The sequence below is a fragment of the Massilia eburnea genome (assembly GCF_050709955.1).
GTDB classification, from domain to species: domain Bacteria; phylum Pseudomonadota; class Gammaproteobacteria; order Burkholderiales; family Burkholderiaceae_D; genus Rugamonas; species Rugamonas eburnea_A.
Window position 1 is genome coordinate 24736 of the sequence record NZ_JBNZFX010000007.1, and the last position, 17426, is coordinate 42161.

General features: G+C 61.8%; 21 protein-coding genes. 8 read left to right on the forward strand and 13 right to left on the reverse strand.

Annotated elements, in window-relative coordinates; genetic code table 11:
- Positions 1–5: 5 nt before the first annotated feature.
- Complete coding sequence (locus ACQ4MM_RS06295; protein ID WP_431476586.1) at positions 6–1679, reverse strand: methyl-accepting chemotaxis protein; 1674 nt, start codon at positions 1677–1679, stop codon at positions 6–8.
- Positions 1680–1806: 127 nt separating this feature from the next.
- Between ACQ4MM_RS06295 and ACQ4MM_RS06300 the strand changes: the two genes are divergently transcribed.
- Entirely contained in the window at positions 1807–2289 is a 483-nt protein-coding gene (locus ACQ4MM_RS06300) for a hypothetical protein (RefSeq protein WP_431476587.1), read from the forward strand.
- On the opposite strand, the gene ACQ4MM_RS06305 is transcribed toward ACQ4MM_RS06300, so the two are convergent.
- The 4 genes from ACQ4MM_RS06305 to ACQ4MM_RS06320 form a co-directional block, all read right to left on the reverse strand.
- Entirely contained in the window at positions 2269–3189 is a 921-nt protein-coding gene (locus ACQ4MM_RS06305; RefSeq protein ID WP_431476588.1) for a hypothetical protein, read from the reverse strand. The genes ACQ4MM_RS06300 and ACQ4MM_RS06305 overlap by 21 nt on opposite strands.
- Positions 3190–3272: 83 nt before the next feature.
- Positions 3273–3908, reverse strand: coding sequence for a dienelactone hydrolase family protein (locus ACQ4MM_RS06310; protein WP_431476589.1), 636 nt, complete (start codon positions 3906–3908; stop codon positions 3273–3275).
- Between the two features lie 42 nt (positions 3909–3950).
- Positions 3951–4313 carry a DUF5329 family protein gene (locus ACQ4MM_RS06315; protein ID WP_431476590.1) on the reverse strand — a complete coding sequence of 121 codons (363 nt, stop codon included), beginning with the start codon at positions 4311–4313 and terminating at the stop codon, positions 3951–3953.
- Positions 4310–4729, reverse strand: coding sequence for a hypothetical protein (locus ACQ4MM_RS06320; protein ID WP_431476591.1), 420 nt, complete (start codon positions 4727–4729; stop codon positions 4310–4312). The genes ACQ4MM_RS06315 and ACQ4MM_RS06320 overlap by 4 nt, the downstream gene beginning before the upstream one ends.
- A 143-nt stretch (positions 4730–4872) precedes the next feature.
- Here ACQ4MM_RS06320 and ACQ4MM_RS06325 point away from each other — a divergent pair, with 143 nt between their 5' ends.
- The 5 genes from ACQ4MM_RS06325 to ACQ4MM_RS06345 all read left to right on the forward strand — a co-directional run bounded on the left by ACQ4MM_RS06325 (position 4873) and on the right by ACQ4MM_RS06345 (position 9767).
- Entirely contained in the window at positions 4873–6270 is a 1398-nt protein-coding gene (locus ACQ4MM_RS06325) for an amino acid permease (RefSeq protein WP_431476592.1), read from the forward strand.
- 146 nt (positions 6271–6416) lie between these two features.
- A complete protein-coding gene (locus ACQ4MM_RS06330; RefSeq protein ID WP_431476593.1) occupies positions 6417–7616 on the forward strand; it encodes a porin in 1200 nt (399 codons plus the stop codon).
- Positions 7617–7626: 10 nt separating this feature from the next.
- On the forward strand, positions 7627–8034 hold the full coding sequence (locus ACQ4MM_RS06335; RefSeq protein ID WP_431476594.1) for a hypothetical protein: 408 nt from the start codon (positions 7627–7629) through the stop codon (positions 8032–8034).
- Positions 8035–8115: 81 nt separating this feature from the next.
- Positions 8116–8994: a DMT family transporter gene (locus tag ACQ4MM_RS06340; RefSeq protein WP_431476595.1), complete on the forward strand. Its 879-nt coding sequence runs from the start codon at positions 8116–8118 to the stop codon at positions 8992–8994.
- 92 nt (positions 8995–9086) lie between these two features.
- A complete protein-coding gene (locus ACQ4MM_RS06345) occupies positions 9087–9767 on the forward strand; it encodes a PEP-CTERM sorting domain-containing protein (RefSeq protein ID WP_431476596.1) in 681 nt (226 codons plus the stop codon).
- 18 nt (positions 9768–9785) lie between these two features.
- On the opposite strand, the gene ACQ4MM_RS06350 is transcribed toward ACQ4MM_RS06345, so the two are convergent.
- Positions 9786–10487, reverse strand: a complete 702-nt coding sequence (locus ACQ4MM_RS06350) for a 2OG-Fe(II) oxygenase (protein ID WP_431476597.1) — start codon at positions 10485–10487, stop codon at positions 9786–9788.
- Between the two features lie 254 nt (positions 10488–10741).
- Between ACQ4MM_RS06350 and ACQ4MM_RS06355 the strand changes: the two genes are divergently transcribed.
- On the forward strand, positions 10742–12310 hold the full coding sequence (locus ACQ4MM_RS06355; RefSeq protein ID WP_431476598.1) for a S8 family serine peptidase: 1569 nt from the start codon (positions 10742–10744) through the stop codon (positions 12308–12310).
- 224 nt (positions 12311–12534) lie between these two features.
- Here ACQ4MM_RS06355 and ACQ4MM_RS06360 read toward each other — a convergent pair whose 3' ends face one another.
- The 6 genes from ACQ4MM_RS06360 to ACQ4MM_RS06385 form a co-directional block, all read right to left on the reverse strand.
- Positions 12535–12951, reverse strand: a complete 417-nt coding sequence (locus ACQ4MM_RS06360) for an ExbD/TolR family protein (RefSeq protein WP_431476599.1) — start codon at positions 12949–12951, stop codon at positions 12535–12537.
- A gap of 85 nt (positions 12952–13036) precedes the next feature.
- The gene (gene xth / locus ACQ4MM_RS06365; protein ID WP_431476600.1) at positions 13037–13816 is read right to left on the reverse strand and encodes an exodeoxyribonuclease III; all 780 of its coding nucleotides are present in this window, start codon (positions 13814–13816) and stop codon (positions 13037–13039) included.
- Between the two features lie 24 nt (positions 13817–13840).
- Entirely contained in the window at positions 13841–14374 is a 534-nt protein-coding gene (locus ACQ4MM_RS06370) for a GNAT family N-acetyltransferase (RefSeq protein WP_431476601.1), read from the reverse strand.
- Positions 14374–14697, reverse strand: coding sequence for a hypothetical protein (locus tag ACQ4MM_RS06375; RefSeq protein ID WP_431476602.1), 324 nt, complete (start codon positions 14695–14697; stop codon positions 14374–14376). The genes ACQ4MM_RS06370 and ACQ4MM_RS06375 overlap by 1 nt, the downstream gene beginning before the upstream one ends.
- Before the next feature lie 114 nt (positions 14698–14811).
- Entirely contained in the window at positions 14812–15840 is a 1029-nt protein-coding gene (locus ACQ4MM_RS06380; protein WP_431476603.1) for an NADP-dependent oxidoreductase, read from the reverse strand.
- An 83-nt stretch (positions 15841–15923) separates the two neighbouring features.
- Complete coding sequence (locus ACQ4MM_RS06385) at positions 15924–16517, reverse strand: TetR/AcrR family transcriptional regulator (RefSeq protein WP_431476604.1); 594 nt, start codon at positions 16515–16517, stop codon at positions 15924–15926.
- A 94-nt stretch (positions 16518–16611) separates the two neighbouring features.
- Between ACQ4MM_RS06385 and ACQ4MM_RS06390 the strand changes: the two genes are divergently transcribed.
- Positions 16612–17046 carry a DUF411 domain-containing protein gene (locus ACQ4MM_RS06390; RefSeq protein ID WP_431476605.1) on the forward strand — a complete coding sequence of 145 codons (435 nt, stop codon included), beginning with the start codon at positions 16612–16614 and terminating at the stop codon, positions 17044–17046.
- Here ACQ4MM_RS06390 and ACQ4MM_RS06395 read toward each other — a convergent pair.
- Complete coding sequence (locus ACQ4MM_RS06395) at positions 17043–17399, reverse strand: hypothetical protein (protein WP_431476606.1); 357 nt, start codon at positions 17397–17399, stop codon at positions 17043–17045. The genes ACQ4MM_RS06390 and ACQ4MM_RS06395 overlap by 4 nt on opposite strands.
- Positions 17400–17426 lie beyond the last annotated feature (27 nt).

Consider the following 17426-nt stretch of genomic DNA (forward strand, 5'->3'; position numbering starts at 1 on the left):
CAAACTCAGAACTGCTCCCACTCGTCGCCAGCGCTGGCACGGGCCACCTTGCGCTGCCGTGCCGGGCGCACCGCAATGGCGGTGGAGGCGGCGGGACTGCCGGCACTGCGCAGCACCGGCGCCGACTTCAGGTGGGCCACGCCGATGCGGAATGCGCTCACCGCGCGGGCCAGGACTTCGGCCTGGTCCTGCAAGGACTGCGACGCCGCGGCTGTTTGCTCCACCAGCGCGGCATTCTGCTGCGTCACCTGGTCCATCGAAGTAATCGACTGGTGCACCTGGGCGATGCCGGCATTCTGCTCGGCGGTCGCGGCGCTGATGTCGGCTACGATGTCTGAGACTTGCTTCACGCTCGCCACCACATCGCTCATGGTATCGCCGGCGCGCACCACCAGCCGGGTGCCCGAATCGACCTTCTCCACGCTGTCGTCGATCAGGGACTTGATTTCCTTGGCCGCAGCGGAGGAGCGCTGCGCCAGGTTGCGCACCTCGGTCGCCACCACCGCGAAGCCGCGCCCCTGCTCGCCAGCGCGGGCAGCCTCCACGGCGGCATTCAGCGCCAGGATATTGGTCTGGAACGCAATGCCGTCGATCACGCTGATGATATCCACGATCTTGTGCGAGGAAGCATTGATCGACGCCATGGTGTCGATCACTTCCTTCACCACCTCGCCGCCCTGCACCGCGATCTGCGAAGCATTCTGTGCCAGCTGGTTGGCCTGGCGCGCATTGTCCGAGTTCTGGCTCACGGTGGAAGTCAGTTGCTCCATGCTGGAAGCGGTTTCCTCCAGCGCAGCCGCCTGCGCCGAAGTGCGGTTGTTCAAGTCTCCGGTGCCGACCGCGATCTGGCGTGAGGCGGTGCTGACCGCATCGGCCGCGGAGCGCGCCGTGCCCACCACGCCGCCGATTTCACCCAGCAGCTTGTTGAAGGCCGCCCCGGCGTGGCCGATTTCGTCCATGCGCTCCACTTCGACCTGGTGCGTCAGGTCCAGCGAAGAACTGACGTCTTCCATTGTGCCTTGCATCCGGTCCAGGCCACCGCTGATCACGCGGTACATTTTATAGCCCATGACGCCCACGATCAGCAGCACCGCCACTGTGACAACGACCAGCACGGTGACCGCCTTCGAGTAATCGGCATCGCTGTCGGCCTTCACCTTTTCGATCAGCTTCTGGTTATAGGCCACGTGGTCGTCCAGGCTTTTCTTCACGCCGCCAGCACCCAGCGCCAGCGGCGAACCGGCCACCAGCGTGGCACGCACGCCATCCATATCGCCGGCATGCGCAGCGGCGATGAATGGCACTAGCGCCTGGCGATACGTCTCCATCGCTGCCTTGTCCTGCTCCAGCATCTTGCGGTCGGTGTCGTCGAAGACATTGTTCTTCGCATAGTCGGCCAGCACTTTGTCAAAATTGGCATGGGCATCGTTATAGGCCTTGTCCAGCGCGCTCTTGTCGGGCAGGTTGGAGAACACCGACAAGCGATAGCCGGCCAGGCGGCTGTCGCTCACCGCCGCCTTGGCGGCATTGATGGCTGAGACGCTGGGGATCAGGCGCGTCTGCACCAGCTCCATGCGCTGCTGGGCATCGCGCAGCTGCCACAAACCCTGCGCGCCGACAAACAGCAGTCCGAGAAATGCAATTGCCAGGGTAATCATCAGTCGATTGCTGATCTTCATGATGGGCTTTCTTCCTATGCAAGTGAATCGCTATCGCGGCCTTAGGAACATGCAATTGGCCACACGTATTGATGACGCCTATCATCCATTCATCGTTGCAGTCCAACCTTTATCTTGAGGAGCTATCATGTCCCCACTTGGCATCTTCCACACTGCGCTCGGCCTGCTGGCCCTTGGTTCCGGCATCGCCGCCTACGCCCTGCACGGTGGCATCAGCCCGCGCAGCAAGGCCGGCTTGCTGTACCTGGCCAGCACCGTGGTGGTCAGCCTCACCGGCTTCGGGCTGTTCGCCCATGGTGGTTTCGGCAAACCCCATGCCCTTGCCGTACTCACCCTGCTGGTCCTGGCCCTGGCCTACGCTGCCGGCTCGCTCGGATGGTTCGGCGCCGCCGGCCGCAAGATCGAGACCGCCGGCTATTCGTTCACCTTCTTCCTGCATTTCATCCCGGGCATCACCGAGACCTTTACCCGGGTCCCGGCCGCCAATCCGGTTTTCGACAGCCCCGAAGCCCCGGCGCTGAAGGCGATTGCCGGAGTATTGTTCCTGCTCTACCTGGCCGGCGTACGCTACCAGTTCAAGGCCATGCCGTCAGAATTGCGTCGCCAGTGATTCGTGGAAGATCGGCGGCTGGAGATCCGAGCCGAAAGCGTTGTCGAGTTCTTCCAGGCGACGCTGCGGCACCTCCTTGAGGTCGGCGATCTGCGGGGTCCAGCGCAGCAAACGGTCTGCCTCGAAACGGTCCACGGCACAGGCAATCGCATAGCCGCTCATGGCGCTGACGCGTTGGCGGGCCTGGGCCTGGGCCTCGCGGATCGCCAGTACATAACGCTCCACCGTCAAACCGGTCGAAGGAGCCTTGCCGACCCTCTCGCGCAGGCGGTTCAGCATATCGGTGTGCGTCGCAAGCAATTCCATCAGCCCCAAGCCCGGCCGGCCGGTTGCGACATCGTGTTCGCCGCGGATCATATAGGTGGCGGCCATCGGCTTGTGGTTGCTGGTGACGACGCGAATGCTGCCGCCCACCATCGACATGATGCTGAAATAGATGCCTTCTTTTAAAGCGGCTTTGTCGGCCTGCGGCATCAGCTTCAGTTGCTGGATCTCGATGATGATGCTGCCCTCGGCATTGCAAAACATGGCCGCAACGCCGACCAGGGTCGGCGGCGCCGGATAAGTAGTGTAGTCGCCGAGCGGACGGAAGCCGCGGGTCGCGAGCTGGGTCGCATAATCGTCGATCAGGCTCCAGTCGACCTGCTTGCGCGCCTGCGGGCTGGCACGATCGATGTGGACGTAGGAGGCAAGCTCCTGCAGGCGCGAAAGCATGTCCTGGCGAATCTTGTAGGCAGTCCGCAGGAAAGTCACCAGGCCGACCCCGCCAACCAGCACGGCCAGCCAGAGCATCCCGACGGGCGCCCCAAACAATGGTATGAGGATGGCAACCAGCGCCGCGCACACGCCGCTGTTGAATACCGAATTCCTGATCATTGCCTTCTTCAAATGCAGCGCCATACACTCTCCTAATCGATGGGGAAAATTATAGCGATGCGGATGGGGTTGAAAATGCGCGCATTCTCACCATTCCTCACCTTTCATCATGAAAGGTGCTGACTGAACCAGTCGCGCGCCAGGCGGGCCACCTCTTCCAGCGCCCCCGCCTCCTCAAAGAGATGGGTCGCCCCAGGCACGATGTCGATGCGTTTTTTGCAATGAAGGTTATGGAAGGCGGACTCGTTGAGCTCAACCACTCCTGCGTCACGGCCGCCGACAATGAACAGGGTGGGCGCGGTGACGCGCGCCAGCGCCACTTGCCCGGTCAGGTCGGGCCGGCCGCCGCGCGACACCACCGCGGCCACGCCGGCTTTGCGTTCGGCGGCAAGCTGCAATGCCGCGGCGGCGCCGGTGCTGGCGCCGAACAAGCCCAGCGGCAGGCCGCGCGTGGCCGCCGCAGTGGCCAGCCAGTCGGCGGCCAGGCCGAGACGCTCGGCCAGCAGTCCGATATTGAAACGGGTGCGGTAGACCTCGTCCTCGGTGGGGGTGAGCAAGTCCATCAGCAAAGTGCCGATGCCGGCCGAGCGCAAGGCGCCGGCCACGAAATTGTTGCGGGGGCTGAAACGGCTGCTGCCGCTGCCATGGGCAAACAGCACAATGCCCCTGGCGGCGGCCGGCAGGTCGAGCGTGCCTGTCACTTCCCCGGCAGGGGTGGCGATGCTGGCTGTTTCGCGATGCATGGCTGGCTGTCCTCCTGGCCCACTATACCTCCCGCCCCATTGTCAATGCGCGCGAATGGCTTTCAGTTCGGTGCTTAGCCAGGCCTTGCTTTCCGCCGGCGCCGCCGTGCCGCATTTGACCAGATAGGCTTTTCCGCTCGAGCTGCTGCTGCTGGCGCCAAGGTCGATGAACTGCTCGGCGTTCTTGACCATGTCTTTCTTTTCCAGATATTCGAGCTTGCGCAGCAGGTGGGTCCTGGCATCGGCGCCGCTGTACCAGCTGCCGTTGCGGTTGAACTGGCAGCCGGACGCTTGCAGGCGGTTGAGCAGCGCATCGACTTCGGCGCGGGCCGGCGCCGGCAGCGGCGCGGCCTGGGCGGCGGCACCAGCCAGGGCAAATACAAGGGCGGCGATCTTGCGCATCATTTTTCCTTCCTGCGAACGTTATATGGCGCGAGAATATTGCCGCAGCGGATATTGCCGGCAGCGACGCGTGCATTGAAGGCATGCAGCTCTTTCTCAAGGCTGTTGCCTTCCGTATTCAGGCTGGCCGCCCGGGCGTTCAGTTCTTCCTGCCGGGCGTTGTAAGCGGCGACGGCGGCACTGTCGGTGCGCACCACCTGGGCCGCGGCGGCATCATGCGCCGCCAGTTCGGCCGAGGTACGTTCCAGCGCCGTTTCATGTTCGCGGAAGCGGCGTGTCAGGGCCTGGCGCTGCGGGCGTAGTTCGCCCTCTTCCGCCATGCAGGCTTTATAGGCCGGAGTATTGGGCTGCGGCGGCATCGGCTGGGCCAAGGCGGCGCTGGCGAAAGTGGTCGCGGCCGTGGCCGCGGCGAGTATCATATATTTCATCTGTGGGGCAAGGAATTTAAAGGCAACAAACAATTCAGATTTACAATCCTACAACATCTGCCCGCAAACCCCGTGCTAATATGCGGCAGCCTTTTTTTGGCGATCCCAAAAGAGAAGAGATACTGGAGAGACAAGTGAGCATTTTTAGGACTAAAAACCTGGACGACATGCTGGCAACCGCCCGTACCCCGGGCGGCCTGCAGAAAGTACTGGGTCCGATGGACCTCGTGCTGATGGGCATTGGCGCCATCGTGGGTACCGGCATCTTCGTCCTGACCGGCACCGGCGCATTGACCGCCGGCCCGGCCCTGACGATTTCCTTCGTGGTTGCAGCACTGGCCTGCGGTTTCGCCGCCCTGTGCTACGCCGAATTCGCCTCGACCGTTCCGGTTGCCGGCTCCATTTACACCTATAGCTACGCCACCCTGGGCGAGCTGGTGGCATGGATGATCGGCTGGGACCTGATGCTTGAATATGGCCTCGCCACTTCCGCCGTATCGGTAGCCTGGTCTGGCTACTTCCAATCGCTGATCGCCGGCATCGGCCTTCACCTGCCGGCCGCCCTGACCGCCGCACCAGGCGCCGTGCCTGGCGTGACCACCCTGTTCAACCTGCCGGCCTTCCTGATCATGATCCTGCTGACCGCCATGCTGGGCTGGGGCGTGCGCGAATCGGCCCGTGTCAACAACATCATGGTGGTCATCAAGATCGGCGTGGTGCTCCTGTTCATCGGCGTTGGCGCCGGCCACGTGCAGCCAGCCAACTGGCAGCCATTCATGCCGTTCGGCGCCTCCGGCGTGATGAGCGCCGCGGCCCTGGTGTTCTTCGCCTTCATCGGCTTCGACGCCGTGACTTCCGCCGCGGAAGAAGTGAAGCGCCCCGAGCGCGACCTGCCGATCGGCATCATCGGCTCGCTGGCCGTCTGCACCATCCTGTACGTGATCGTGGCAGGCATCATGACCGGCATCGTCCCTTACCAGCAATTCCTGGGCGTCGACCACCCGGTATCGCTGGCACTGCAATACGCCGGTGAAAACTGGTTCGCCGGCTGGGTATCGCTGGGCGCCATTCTCGGCATGACCACCGTGATCCTGGTGATGGCCTACGGCCAGACCCGCATCATCTTCGCCATGTCGCGCGACGGCCTGCTGCCCAAGAAGCTGTCGCAGGTGCACCCTAAGTACCACACCCCGTTCTTCGCCACCTGGATGGTCGGCCTGATCTTCGGCTTCATCGCCGCCCTGGTGCCGCTGAACGTGCTGGCCGAACTGGTCAACATGGGTACCCTGGCTGCCTTCTGCCTGGTATCGATCGCCGTGATCATCATGCGCAAGAAGCGTCCTGACCTGCACCGCGCCTTCCGCTGCCCTGGCGTGCCGGTGGTTCCTGGCCTGGCAGTTGTGTTCTGCCTGTCGCTGATGGCCTTCCTGTCGGCGATTACCTGGATCGCCTTCGGCATCTGGCTGGCCATCGGCCTGGTGGTGTACTTCGGCTATTCGCGCCACCACTCCGAACTGGGTAAAGCGAAGTAAGCTTCACGCTCTCCCGATGAAAGCCCGCATCCGCGGGCTTTTTTCATTGTTGCGCGCCTACCACGAAAATTGGCGCAGCCGCCGACAATCTGTAACACTGAGCCCCGTAGTCAGCTTGTTCACCACCAATAGCAACGGGAGAGAGCATGACGATGAAAAGAATGTGCAGCGCGCTTGCCGCGCTTTCAGCAGCCAGCTTCGCCTTGCAGGCAAGCGCCCAGGAAGCAGGACCTTCCGTCACCATCAGCGGCTTTGGCACCGCCGCCCTCACCTCCACCGACACCGACGACGCTGAATTCATCCGGCCCAACCAGGCATCGGGTGTGCGCAAGGATTGGCGCACCGGAGTCGATTCGAACTTCGGCATCCAGGCCACGATGAAGATCAACGACATGATCTCGCTCACCGGCCAGGGCCTGGTGCGCAAGGATGCCATTGACCATTACCGCGCCCAGGCCGCATGGGCCTTCGCCAAGTTCAAGGTCAACGACGAATTCAGCGTGCGCGTGGGCCGCATGGGCGCGCCGATCTACATGATTTCCGACTTCCGCAACGTGGGCTACGCCAACACCATGCTGCGTCCGCCGGCCGAGGTCTACCGCCAGGTGACGCTGGACTCCTTCGACGGCATCGACCTGCTGTACCAGCACAGCTTCGGCGACACTTCGCTCAGCGTGCAGGTAGGCACCGGCCGCGCCGACGTCGACCAGCCGGCGCAGGACGTCGAATTCCGCAAGATGCTGCTGCTGCACGTGGTGGCGGAAAACGGACCGTTCACGCTGCGCTTCGGCCGCGCGCAGGCCGACTTCAGCGTGGTCGACAATCCCACGCTGACCGGACTGGTGACAACGCTGCGCACCGTGGGCCTCGGCTCGGTGGCGAACATGATGCCGCTCAATGACGTGAAAGGCACGTTCACTTCCGTCGGCGCCACCATGGACTGGAAGAACGTGGTGCTGCAGGCCGAGTACGCCATGCGCCGCACCGATACGCTGATCGTGCACGACACCAATTCGTGGTACGCGATGGCGGGCTACCGCTTCGGCAAATTCCTGCCCTACTACTACCACGGCAGCATCAAGCAGAAGTCGGACCGCAGCGTGGCGGGTTTGCCTACCAGCGGGCCGCTGGCGCCGCTTGGCGCGGGCGTCAACAGCCTGGCCAAGGCGGCGCTGCAAAGCTCGGACGCGATCGGCGTGCGCTGGGACTTCTACAAATCGCTGGCACTGAAAGTCCAGGTCGACCACATCAAGCCGAAGGACGGCCCCGGCGCGTTCGTCAATTACAAGCCTGGCTTCAATGAGTCAGTGAACGTGTACGCGGTAGCACTCGACTTCGTGTTCTGAGGAGGCAGCCATGGACAAGCGAATCAAGCCGCTGCTAGCCGCAGCGATGATGTGTGCCGCCCTGCCCCTGCTGGCAGCCGAAATCGTGGTGGTGGTCAATCCGAAAAATCCGGCCTCGCGCATGTTCAGCGAGCAGGCAGCCCAGTTCTTCCTCGGCAAATCGACCCTGTTCACGCCGGTCGAACACACCGAAGGCCCGCTGCGCAATGAGTTCAGCCAGAAGGTGCTGGGCAAGGACAGTGCCCAGGTCAAGGCGCAGTGGTCGAAACTGGTGTTCACCGGCAAAGGCACGGCGCCCAAGGAGTACGGCTCCAGCGCCGAGGTGAAGAAAGCCGTTGCCGCCGACGTCCAGGCCATCGGCTATATCGAGAAGTCCGCCGTCGACGACAGCGTCAAAGTCATCCTCACTGTGCAATAAATCGGCACAATCGCGGGAAATGACGGGGACGTGCCCATAAATGGGGTACGTCCCCATTTTTTTTCTGCGATGATGAGGGCAATGCGCCATCCCGTACTCACCTACATCATCGCCATGCTCATGCTGAGCACCCTGGGCGTCTACGTCCAGGAGGCGGGCCTCGATCCAGTCACCACGGTCTTCTTCCGCTGCGCCATCGGCGCGCTGGCGCTCGCGCTTTACTGCGGCTGGAAAGGCATGTTCAAGCGCGCCAACATGCCGCCGCGCGCCTTCAAGCTGGCCGCCTTCAGCGGTGTGCTGATGGTGGTGAACTGGGTCGCCTTCTTCGAAGCGATCCGCCGCATCGGCATCGCGGTCGCCACCATCGTGTTCCACGTGCAGCCCTTCATGGTGCTATTGCTTGGCGCCCTGATCTTGCGCGAGCGGCTGGCGGCCAACAAGCTGGCCTGGGTCGTGCTGGGCTTTGGCGGATTGGCCCTGGCGTGCGGCGTGCGCTTCGACGAACCGATGGACGCCAACTACCTGCTGGGCATCGCCAGCACCCTGACCGGCGCCCTGGCGTATGCCGGCGTGACCCTGACCACCAAGTCGATGGGCGGCACGCCGCCGCACCTGACGGCGCTGGTGCACTGCTTGACCGGGGCACTGCTACTGGGCGCCTTCAGCACGATTCCGGCCGGCGGCCTGGCTGCCGCGCAATGGGGCTGGCTGGCCACCCTTGGCCTGGTGCCGACGGCCATGGCTTACGTGATGATCTACGGCGCGACGCCGCGCATGGAAACCGCGGCAATCGCGGTGCTGACCTTCATCTACCCCGCAGCCGCAGTCTGCTGGGACTACCTGGTTTACGGACATTTGATCAGCGCCTGGCAGGTCGCCGGCTTCGGCCTGATCGTGCTGGCCAGCCTCGGCGTCAATCTTGATTGGCGACTTGCTGTCGGAAAACTTTACAGTAGGTAACGGTGTATTCTGTAAGTCATTGATTTATTTGCATGGCATAAATTTTGCTTAAATGCATCTCTGTTTGATCAACAACAATCTGAGAATCCTGAATGAAATTCAAAGCAATCCTCGCAGCCCTGGCAGTAGCCGCTGCCATTCCCGCATCGGCGGACGTCCTGTACAGCAATAATTTCGAATCCAACGCCAACGGCTTCACCGGCGCCGGCTTCCTGACCGGCACCCAAGGTTATAGCTCCGTTGGCTTCGGCCAGCAGATGCTGCGCAACAACGCGCAAGGCAATCCGGCCGCAGCTTCGGTCCTGAACCTGAATTTCGGTGGCGCCGTCAACGACGCCACCCTGAAGCTGTCGTTCGGCGCCATTGATTCCTGGGACGGCAACAACTGCTGCGGCCCCGATTACTTCAACATTCGCGTCGACGGCAACCTGCTGTTCCAGCAGAACTTTGACACGTTCGGCGCTGCCGCCTCGGGCCCAAACCTGAACTTGCTGGCCAACCGCACCCATCTGGGCTTCTCCGGCTGGGAAGACCAGGCTTACGCAATGAGCTTCAACCTGGGCAACCTGGCCGCAGGCGCCCACACGATCGAGTTCTTCGCGTCCGGCAATATTTGGCAAGGTGCTGACGACGAGAGCTGGGCAATCGACAATATCAGCCTGGCTGGCGAGCAAGCCGTTCCTCCGGCCGACGTGCCCGAGCCAATGAGCGGCGCCCTGCTGCTGGGCGGCCTTGGCGTCATGGCCCTGGCACGCCGTCGCCGCCGCGCTTAAGCCCTTTCCACGCGCGCTTTACCCTGGCGCGCCGAACATCGCTTCGGCGCGCTGGAACAGGATCCACGAAGTAGCCACATATTTATCGCCGCTGCGCGATACATTTCCCTTGTGCGTATGGGTGAAGCCGGCCGGCGCGATGATCAGCCGGCCCTGGCGCGCCGCCACCTTGCGCTGCTGGTAGTAGAACTCCGTCTCCCCGCCCTCCGCCACATCGTTCAGGTAGAACTGGAACAGCAATGCCCGATGCAGCGTTTCGCAGCTTGCGTTCTGCGGGTAGATTTCGGAATGCCAATGATGGTAGCCGCCGCTGTCCTGTAAATACTTCTGCAGGTTGATCGGCCCGCAACGGTACATGGACTGGATCAGCTCCGCCAGGTACGGCCGGCCACAGCGGTCGAAATTCTCGATATTCAGCGTGACCGGCTGGCCGTTGTCCGGATCGGCCACGCGCGGCGACAAGGCGCCGGTAAGCAGCATACGGTACTTGTCCATATAGGCGGACAAATGGGTCAGCACGCTGGCCATCATCAGCTGCGACACGTCATTCCAATCCGCATGCTGGCTGATGGTCAGGTCATAGCTATCCTTCTTGGCCACGTCCACGCCCTGCCCGGTCTTGCCGCGCACGGCTTTGCCGCTGGCCTCGAAGCGCGCCAGGATCTGCCGGCACTGTTCCGGCGTCAGGGCGCCGTCGTAGATTTCAATAAAGTCGTCCATGCCGGCCAGCATACGACATAACCAACTTTCATTTGTTAAGTTTGAGACACCGGCTAGCGATCCGTCTCATTCTTAACAAATGTGTATGCCAATTTCAACAGCCGGATACAACTCGAGACATTTTGATAGATTTTCAGCTTTTTTCTCCCTACACTCAGTTCCAGTCGAGTGGGAAAAATTTCCACTACGGCAAAAATAATTCATGCCGAACAACGGCTATCGGGATATACACCTTACACAGAGTGGAGATTTTCATGGTTCAGAAGCAATTCCGGGTTTCCAAAATCGCACTGGGCGCCAAGCTGCTGGCTGGCGCTATTGTTTTCGGCGCAGTCGGCAACGCATTCGCGGCCGACGACAGCGCACGCTACATCGTGACCTTCCATGCCGGCAAATCCGGCAACGTCAAGCAGCACGTCGCCAAGCTGAAGGGCAAGCTGAAGCACGAAGTGTTCGGCGCCGATGCGATGGCAGTTGAACTGACCAAGGCTGAACTGGCCAACCTGAAAAAGCACGCTGACGTGGTCGACGTCGAAGAAGACGTAAAGCGCTACCCGTTCGCCACCACCTCGCCATCGACCGGCACGCCATACCAACTGGGCCAGCTGGTACCGTGGGGCATCAAAGCCACCCAAGCCGACCAATTGGCCGACGCCAGCACCGCCAACCGCAAGGTCTGCATCATCGACTCCGGCTACGACCGCGCGCACGAAGACCTGAACGGCAATAACGTGACCGGCGAATACGACTCCGGTACCGGCTGGTGGTACACCGACGAAAACCACCACGGCTCGCACGTGGCAGGCACCATCGCCGCCATCAACAACAGCGGCACCGGTGTAGTCGGCGTGAATCCGAACAAGAACCTGAAGCTGCACATCGTCAAAGTGTTCGGCGCTGACGGCTGGGCCTACTCCTCGACCCTGGCTACCGCGGTCAACAAATGCGTTGCAGCAGGTTCAAACGTGATTTCGATGTCCCTGGGCGGCGGCGGATCGAGCAAGACCGAACAGCGCGCCTTTGACTCCGCACAATCGAAAGGCATCCTGTCGATCGCTGCCGCCGGCAACGACGGCAACACCGTGGTTTCCTACCCTGCAGGCTACTCCAGCGTGATGATGGTCGCCGCTGTCGACGAGTTCAAGAAGTGGGCGACCTTCTCGCAATACAACAGCAAGGTCGAAATCTCCGGCCCAGGTGTGGCTGTGCTGTCGACCGTACCGATGGGCGCCGGCTCCGAGTCCCACCTGACCGTTGGTGCCAGCACCTACACCCCAGGCGACATGGGGGGCTCGCCAAAGCTGACCCGCACTGCCCCGCTGGCCGACTTCGGCCTGGGCGATGCAGTCAACAGCGCCGTATCCGGCAAGGTCTGCCTGATCCAGCGTGGCACGGTGGACTTCGCCACCAAAGTGTCGAACTGCCAGGCATCCGGAGGCGTCGGCGCGATCGTGTACAACAACGCAGCCGGCACCTTCGGCGGCACCCTGGGCACCACCGTGACCTCGATTCCATCGGTCACCGCTACCGACGTTGACGGCGCAGCGATGAAAGCCCAACTGGGCCAATCCGCGACTGTTGAAGTAAAGGCCACCAACTACGCCTTCTACGACGGCACCTCGATGGCAACGCCGCACGTATCGGCTGTTGCGGCACTGGTATGGTCCTACTTCCCAACCTGCACCGGCTCGCAGATCCGCTCCTCGCTGACAAAGTCCGCGCTCGACCTGGAAACCGCCGGCAAGGACAACAAGACCGGCTACGGCATGGTGCAAGCCAAGACCGCCTACGACCGCATCAAATCCCTGGGTTGCGGCAACTAAGTTACTGCTTTCTCCAAGCACGAAGGGCGCCTTGCGGCGCCCTTTTTTTAATTCGGTGCCAGGTCTAATTCGGTGCCAGGTCTGTCAATCGGACAGCTAGCGCGATCATTTGATCTGTCTCAATACGCAAAATAGCGGAGATTTGCGTATTGAGATTTATCAAAGAACTGGCCTGCATGTCCGAATGACAGACCTGGCACCGAATTTTTGGCACCGGAATTTAGTTACTGGAAGCGTTCATTTCCGACGATGGCGATATTGCGCACGCCGAGTTTCTGCGCCGTGGCCAGCACGCCGGCTACTACCTTGTATGGGGCGAGGCCGTTGGAGCGCAGTTGGATGCTGTCGTCGCCTTTCAGCGCTGCCAGCTTTTCTTCCAGCGCTGCGCGGCTTGCGAGCTGGGCGCCGTTCCACCATAGCGTGCCGTCGAAATCGACTTCCAGCTTCTGGGCTAGCTTCTCGACGGCGCCACTCGGACTCGGCATGTCCATGCCGATGGAGTGGTTGGCTCTAGGGATGGTGACGATCAGCATGATGATCAGGACCAGCATGACGTCAATCAGCGGCGTCATGTTCAACTGGTTCAGCGGCTCAGCCTCGGCTGATGGTGCGGACAGTGCTGCATTGCGCGAGTAACGCATGGTGCCTCCTCAGGTTACTGTTATCAAAACGAACAACTCCGGAGTGAGGCCAATATACCGCGCGGAAACAACAGTTGCGAAAAGATTAGAAGGGACCCTCTAACTCAACCCAGGTCGGTGCATGGTCGCTGGGCTTTTCACGGCCACGCACGTCGCGGTCGACCTCTGCGCTGCGCAGGTGCGGTGCCAGCACGGGATTCAGCAGAAGGTGGTCGATGCGCAGGCCGGCGTCGCGACCAAAGGCGTTGCGGAAGTAATCCCAGAAGGTATAGATTTTTTCGTCGGGGTGCATGGTGCGCAGGGCGTCGGTCCAGCCCTGCCTGACCAGCCTGGCGAAGGCGGCCCGCGTTTCGGGGCGGAACAGCGCATCGTCCACCCAGCGTTCCGGCTTGTAGACATCGAGCTCGGTCGGCATCACGTTGTAGTCGCCGGCCATGATGACGGGCTTCTTCGAGGCTACCAATTCCTCGCCGCGTGCGATCAGGCGGTCGAACCATTTGAGCTTGTAGTCGAACTTGGGGCCGGGTGCGGGATTGCCATTGGGGAGGTAGAGGCATGCGACCATCAGCTTGCCCACCATGGCTTCGATATAGCGGCTTTGCACATCTTCCGGGTCGCCCGGCAAGCCGCGGCCAAGTTCCACCGGGGTGCTGCCGCGGGCCAGGATGGCGACGCCGTTCCAGCTTTTCTGGCCATGCCAGATGGCGCCATATCCGGCGTCGTTGATGGCCGCTTCGGGGAATTTTTCGTGCGGCGCCTTCAACTCCTGCAGGCACACGACGTCCGGCTGGGTTTCATTCAGCCATTGCAGCAGCGCCGGCAGGCGGGCGCCTATTCCATTGATGTTGAAGGTCGCGACTCGCATGGCGACCATTATGCACAAAGCGGGTCAGTTGCGGCGCATGACGATGGCCGGCAGGTGCTGGCCATTATCCGAGGCGAAATAGCTTTCAATTTCGCCGATTTCGATAAAGCCTTCGGCGCGGTAGATGCGGCGGGCCGCCAGCCATTCGGGATTGACAATCAGGATTGTGCTGCGCAGGCGCGGATGGCGGGCAAACATCTCGGACAAGGCGTCGCTGAACAGCTTGCGTCCCCAGCCTGTGCCGCGGGTGGCCGGATCGATCACCATGGAGGAAACGTAGACCTCCTCGCCGTCCGGCGCATGGGTATCGGCCGCTGCGTGGTTGCGCGCAAAACGGGCGGGATTGAAGCCCTGCTGCAGCGGCCAGAATTCGGCACAGAGATAGCCGAACAGCCGCCCTGCTTCGTCTTGCAGCACCCAGCATCCTTCGGGCGCCGCTGACAGGCGCTCGGCGAAAGCGTCCTCGGTTTCCTGGATCGCTTGCGCAAAACCGGCGCGTTCGAGCCGCATGATTTCGGCCATGTCGGCCGTCGCGGCTGGCCGCAGGGTGAACGGCATTACTGCTGCTTAGGGCAGCCCTGTGCCACGCTGCGTACCTTGAAGGCAGCCACCGTATCGCCTTCGGTAACAACTTTCAGGCAGATGCCGTCATAGGAGACGAAGAAGTGGATGCATTGGCCGCTGGCCGCTTCGCAGGAACGCAGTTCCGGGAACTGGCCCTGAAGCTGGCGCTCCCACTCCGCTCCTGCATTGCGATGGTCCGGACGCCAGCCGGCGTCGATGACCTCCTTGCGGGCCTTAGCGTATTTCATGCCTACGAGGTTGTCCCAGGTATTGGCTGGCTGGGGGGTAGCGGCAGCAGTACCGACGGCCAAGGCCATCGACAACGCCATAATCAATCTGGAGACATTCATGAATTGTTCAGGAATATTATTAAGAACTAAATCAATTATGCCACGCAGAAATGCCCCCCGGCCAGAGATATATACAACAATTCAGGCATTTGCGACGCACACTACAACCTTGCCGAAATTGCTGCCCTGCAACAAGCCGATCAGGCCTTCCGGTGACTGCTCCAAACCATCAATAACGTCTTCGAACAACTTGATCTTGTCATCCGCAACCCATGCCGACATGTCCCGGGCGAAGTCTTCATAGCGGGTTTGGTAGTGGTCGAGGATGACCAGGCCTTGCATCCGGATGCGCTTTTGCAGGATGGTCGACATGACTTTCGGTAGGCGGTCCTCACCTTGCACTGCACCATTCTGGTTGTATTGGGCGATCACGCCGATCACCGGCACGCGCGCGCCGATGTTTAACTGAGGCAACACTGCGTCGAATACCGCCCCTCCCACGTTCTCAAAATAGACGTCGATCCCGTTTGGCGCCGCCTCGGCCAATTTTTGCGCGAGTTGCGGGTCGTGGCGGTCCAGGGCCACGTCGAAGCCCAGTTCGTCGCGGGCAAAGGCCACCTTGTCGGCGCCGCCGGCAATGCCGATCACGCGCGCGCCTTTCAACTTGGCCAACTGGCCGACGATGGAACCGACTGCGCCGGTCGCTGCGGCCACTACCACCGTGTCGCCGGGTTTCGGCTGGCCGATGTCCAGCAGGCCGACATAGGCGGTGAAAGCTGGCATGCCGAGGCCGCCCAGCGCCAGCGAGGGCTGTTTCATGTCGCCCAGTGCGCGCAGGTCGCTGCCGTCGGACAGGGCGTAATCCTGCCAGCCGGCGTTGCCCAGCACGATTTCGCCGGCCTTGAAACCTGGATGGCGCGAGGCCACCACGCGGTTGACGGTGCCGCCGACCATGGTGGCGCCCAGTTCGACGCGCGGCGCATAGGCAGGAGGGATTTCGTCCATCAGGTTGCGCATATAGGGGTCGAGCGAAAGGTAAAGGGTGCGTAACAGGACCTGGCCTTCGGCCGGTTCCGGCACCGGTCCCTTTTCGAGGCGGAAGTTGCCTGGCACTGGCGCACCTTGTGGGCGGGAAGCGAGGGCGATGCGGCGGTTGGTAGTGGCAGTCATTTGATGCTCCTTTCAATATTAGACCAGTCGTCTATTCGTTAGGTGCAAAAAAGGCAGGACGCCTGCGAGGCGCCCCGCCCGGTTCAGGCTTGCTGCGTTTGATTCAATACTTGCTGCGTGCCCGCCATGGCCGCATCGAGCGGCGCGCGGTCATGGTTGATTTTGGCGAGCAAGCTCGCGCCCACCCAGCTCTGGTAAAGCGCCACGGCCAGCACCTTCGGGTCCAGGCCTTGCGGTAGCGAGCCATCCGCCATCCCGCGCTCAATGCACTGTCCCAGCCGCGAAGTGATGCCGCTGACGCCCCGATGCAGCGCTGCGCGCAAGACATCCGACAGGTCGCTGACCTCCGCGCCCAGCTTGACCGCCAGGCACTGGCTGGCTTCGCCCAACTGGCATTCACGCCAGTCCTCAAAATAGTTCAACAGGCCTTCGCGCCCGGTTGCGCCTTGCGCCAGCAGATCGTCGATGCGTGCCAGGGTGCGCTCGAAATAGCTGTCGATGACGGCCGCGCCAAAGACTTCCTTGGATCCAAAGTAATGATAGAAGGAGCCTTTCGGCACCTTGGCTGCCCCCAGGAGTTCAGTCAACCCGACACCGTTGAAGCCCTTGTGCATGAACAGGGGCATGGCTGCATCGATGATGCCTTGGCGGACGTCGGCGTAGTTGGTGGAAGTCATGTGGCACAGTCTAGAGCGAATTAGACCAGTCGTCTAGGAATATTTTTGACCCAGGTCATTCCTTCCCCGCAGGGCGCCGTGGCACCATGGGCGCATGAAGATCCGTAAAACATTCCTGGCCGCGATGCTGGCCATGCCGGTGCTGGCGATGGCTGCCGCACCTGTCATCAACGTCTACAAGAGCGCGACCTGCGGCTGTTGCGAAGCCTGGGTCAAGCACTTGCGCGATAACGGCTTCAAAGTCGAGGCGCACAACGTCGCCAACCCTTCCGATACGCGCGAGAAGATGGGCATTCCGGACCGCTTTGGCTCCTGTCATACGGCGGTGGTGGATGGCTACGCCATTGAAGGCCATGTGCCGGCGGCGGAGGTCAAGCGCCTGCTGGCCACCAAGCCTAAGGCGAAGGGACTGGCGGTGCCGGCCATGCCGCTTGGTTCGCCGGGCATGGAAGGGGCGCGCAAGGATGCGTATGACGTGCTGTTGGTGTTGCCCGACGGTTCGTCGAAGGTCTACCAGCACTACAACTAAAGCGCGAGCAGCAGCAAGGCAACGCCGGCAACGGCCACCAGTGCGTGGCCGATCATGATCGCGTTGGGAATCAAGACGCCCTGCTGGTGGCGGCCAAGGTTCATCCATACGCCGCCAATCGCTGCCAGCAACAGGGCCAGTAAGCTGATCTGGGCCAGGTTCGGCACGTGCGAAAAGATCGTTACGTAGGCCAGCAGTGTCACGCCCGCTGCGGCGATAAAACCGTGCAGCATGGCGATCCAGTGCGGTGGATTAGCCTTCTTCCCCAAGCGGATCAGCGCCATGACGATGCCGCCGGCAGCGGCGATGCCGAACAGCACACAAGCAACAAACAATATTGTATGGGTATCCATGCAGGCATTCTGCGCCCGCTGCCTGCT

Coding starts and splice junctions, on each gene's coding strand:
- ACQ4MM_RS06305 (WP_431476588.1), bottom strand. CDS start 3,189: ATGGCGCTGCATTTGAAGAAGGCAATGATCAGGAATTCGGTATTCAAC.
- ACQ4MM_RS06375 (WP_431476602.1), bottom strand. CDS start 14,697: ATGGCCTTGGCCGTCGGTACTGCTGCCGCTACCCCCCAGCCAGCCAAT.
- ACQ4MM_RS06360 (WP_431476599.1), bottom strand. CDS start 12,951: ATGCGTTACTCGCGCAATGCAGCACTGTCCGCACCATCAGCCGAGGCT.
- xth (WP_431476600.1), bottom strand. CDS start 13,816: ATGCGAGTCGCGACCTTCAACATCAATGGAATAGGCGCCCGCCTGCCG.
- ACQ4MM_RS06395 (WP_431476606.1), bottom strand. CDS start 17,399: ATGGATACCCATACAATATTGTTTGTTGCTTGTGTGCTGTTCGGCATC.
- ACQ4MM_RS06295 (WP_431476586.1), bottom strand. CDS start 1,679: ATGAAGATCAGCAATCGACTGATGATTACCCTGGCAATTGCATTTCTC.
- ACQ4MM_RS06390 (WP_431476605.1), top strand. CDS start 16,612: ATGAAGATCCGTAAAACATTCCTGGCCGCGATGCTGGCCATGCCGGTG.
- ACQ4MM_RS06345 (WP_431476596.1), top strand. CDS start 9,087: ATGAAATTCAAAGCAATCCTCGCAGCCCTGGCAGTAGCCGCTGCCATT.
- ACQ4MM_RS06310 (WP_431476589.1), bottom strand. CDS start 3,908: ATGCATCGCGAAACAGCCAGCATCGCCACCCCTGCCGGGGAAGTGACA.
- ACQ4MM_RS06355 (WP_431476598.1), top strand. CDS start 10,742: ATGGTTCAGAAGCAATTCCGGGTTTCCAAAATCGCACTGGGCGCCAAG.
- ACQ4MM_RS06340 (WP_431476595.1), top strand. CDS start 8,116: ATGCGCCATCCCGTACTCACCTACATCATCGCCATGCTCATGCTGAGC.
- ACQ4MM_RS06335 (WP_431476594.1), top strand. CDS start 7,627: ATGGACAAGCGAATCAAGCCGCTGCTAGCCGCAGCGATGATGTGTGCC.
- ACQ4MM_RS06385 (WP_431476604.1), bottom strand. CDS start 16,517: ATGACTTCCACCAACTACGCCGACGTCCGCCAAGGCATCATCGATGCA.
- ACQ4MM_RS06330 (WP_431476593.1), top strand. CDS start 6,417: ATGACGATGAAAAGAATGTGCAGCGCGCTTGCCGCGCTTTCAGCAGCC.
- ACQ4MM_RS06300 (WP_431476587.1), top strand. CDS start 1,807: ATGTCCCCACTTGGCATCTTCCACACTGCGCTCGGCCTGCTGGCCCTT.
- ACQ4MM_RS06320 (WP_431476591.1), bottom strand. CDS start 4,729: ATGATACTCGCCGCGGCCACGGCCGCGACCACTTTCGCCAGCGCCGCC.
- ACQ4MM_RS06350 (WP_431476597.1), bottom strand. CDS start 10,487: ATGGACGACTTTATTGAAATCTACGACGGCGCCCTGACGCCGGAACAG.
- ACQ4MM_RS06370 (WP_431476601.1), bottom strand. CDS start 14,374: ATGCCGTTCACCCTGCGGCCAGCCGCGACGGCCGACATGGCCGAAATC.
- ACQ4MM_RS06380 (WP_431476603.1), bottom strand. CDS start 15,840: ATGACTGCCACTACCAACCGCCGCATCGCCCTCGCTTCCCGCCCACAA.
- ACQ4MM_RS06315 (WP_431476590.1), bottom strand. CDS start 4,313: ATGATGCGCAAGATCGCCGCCCTTGTATTTGCCCTGGCTGGTGCCGCC.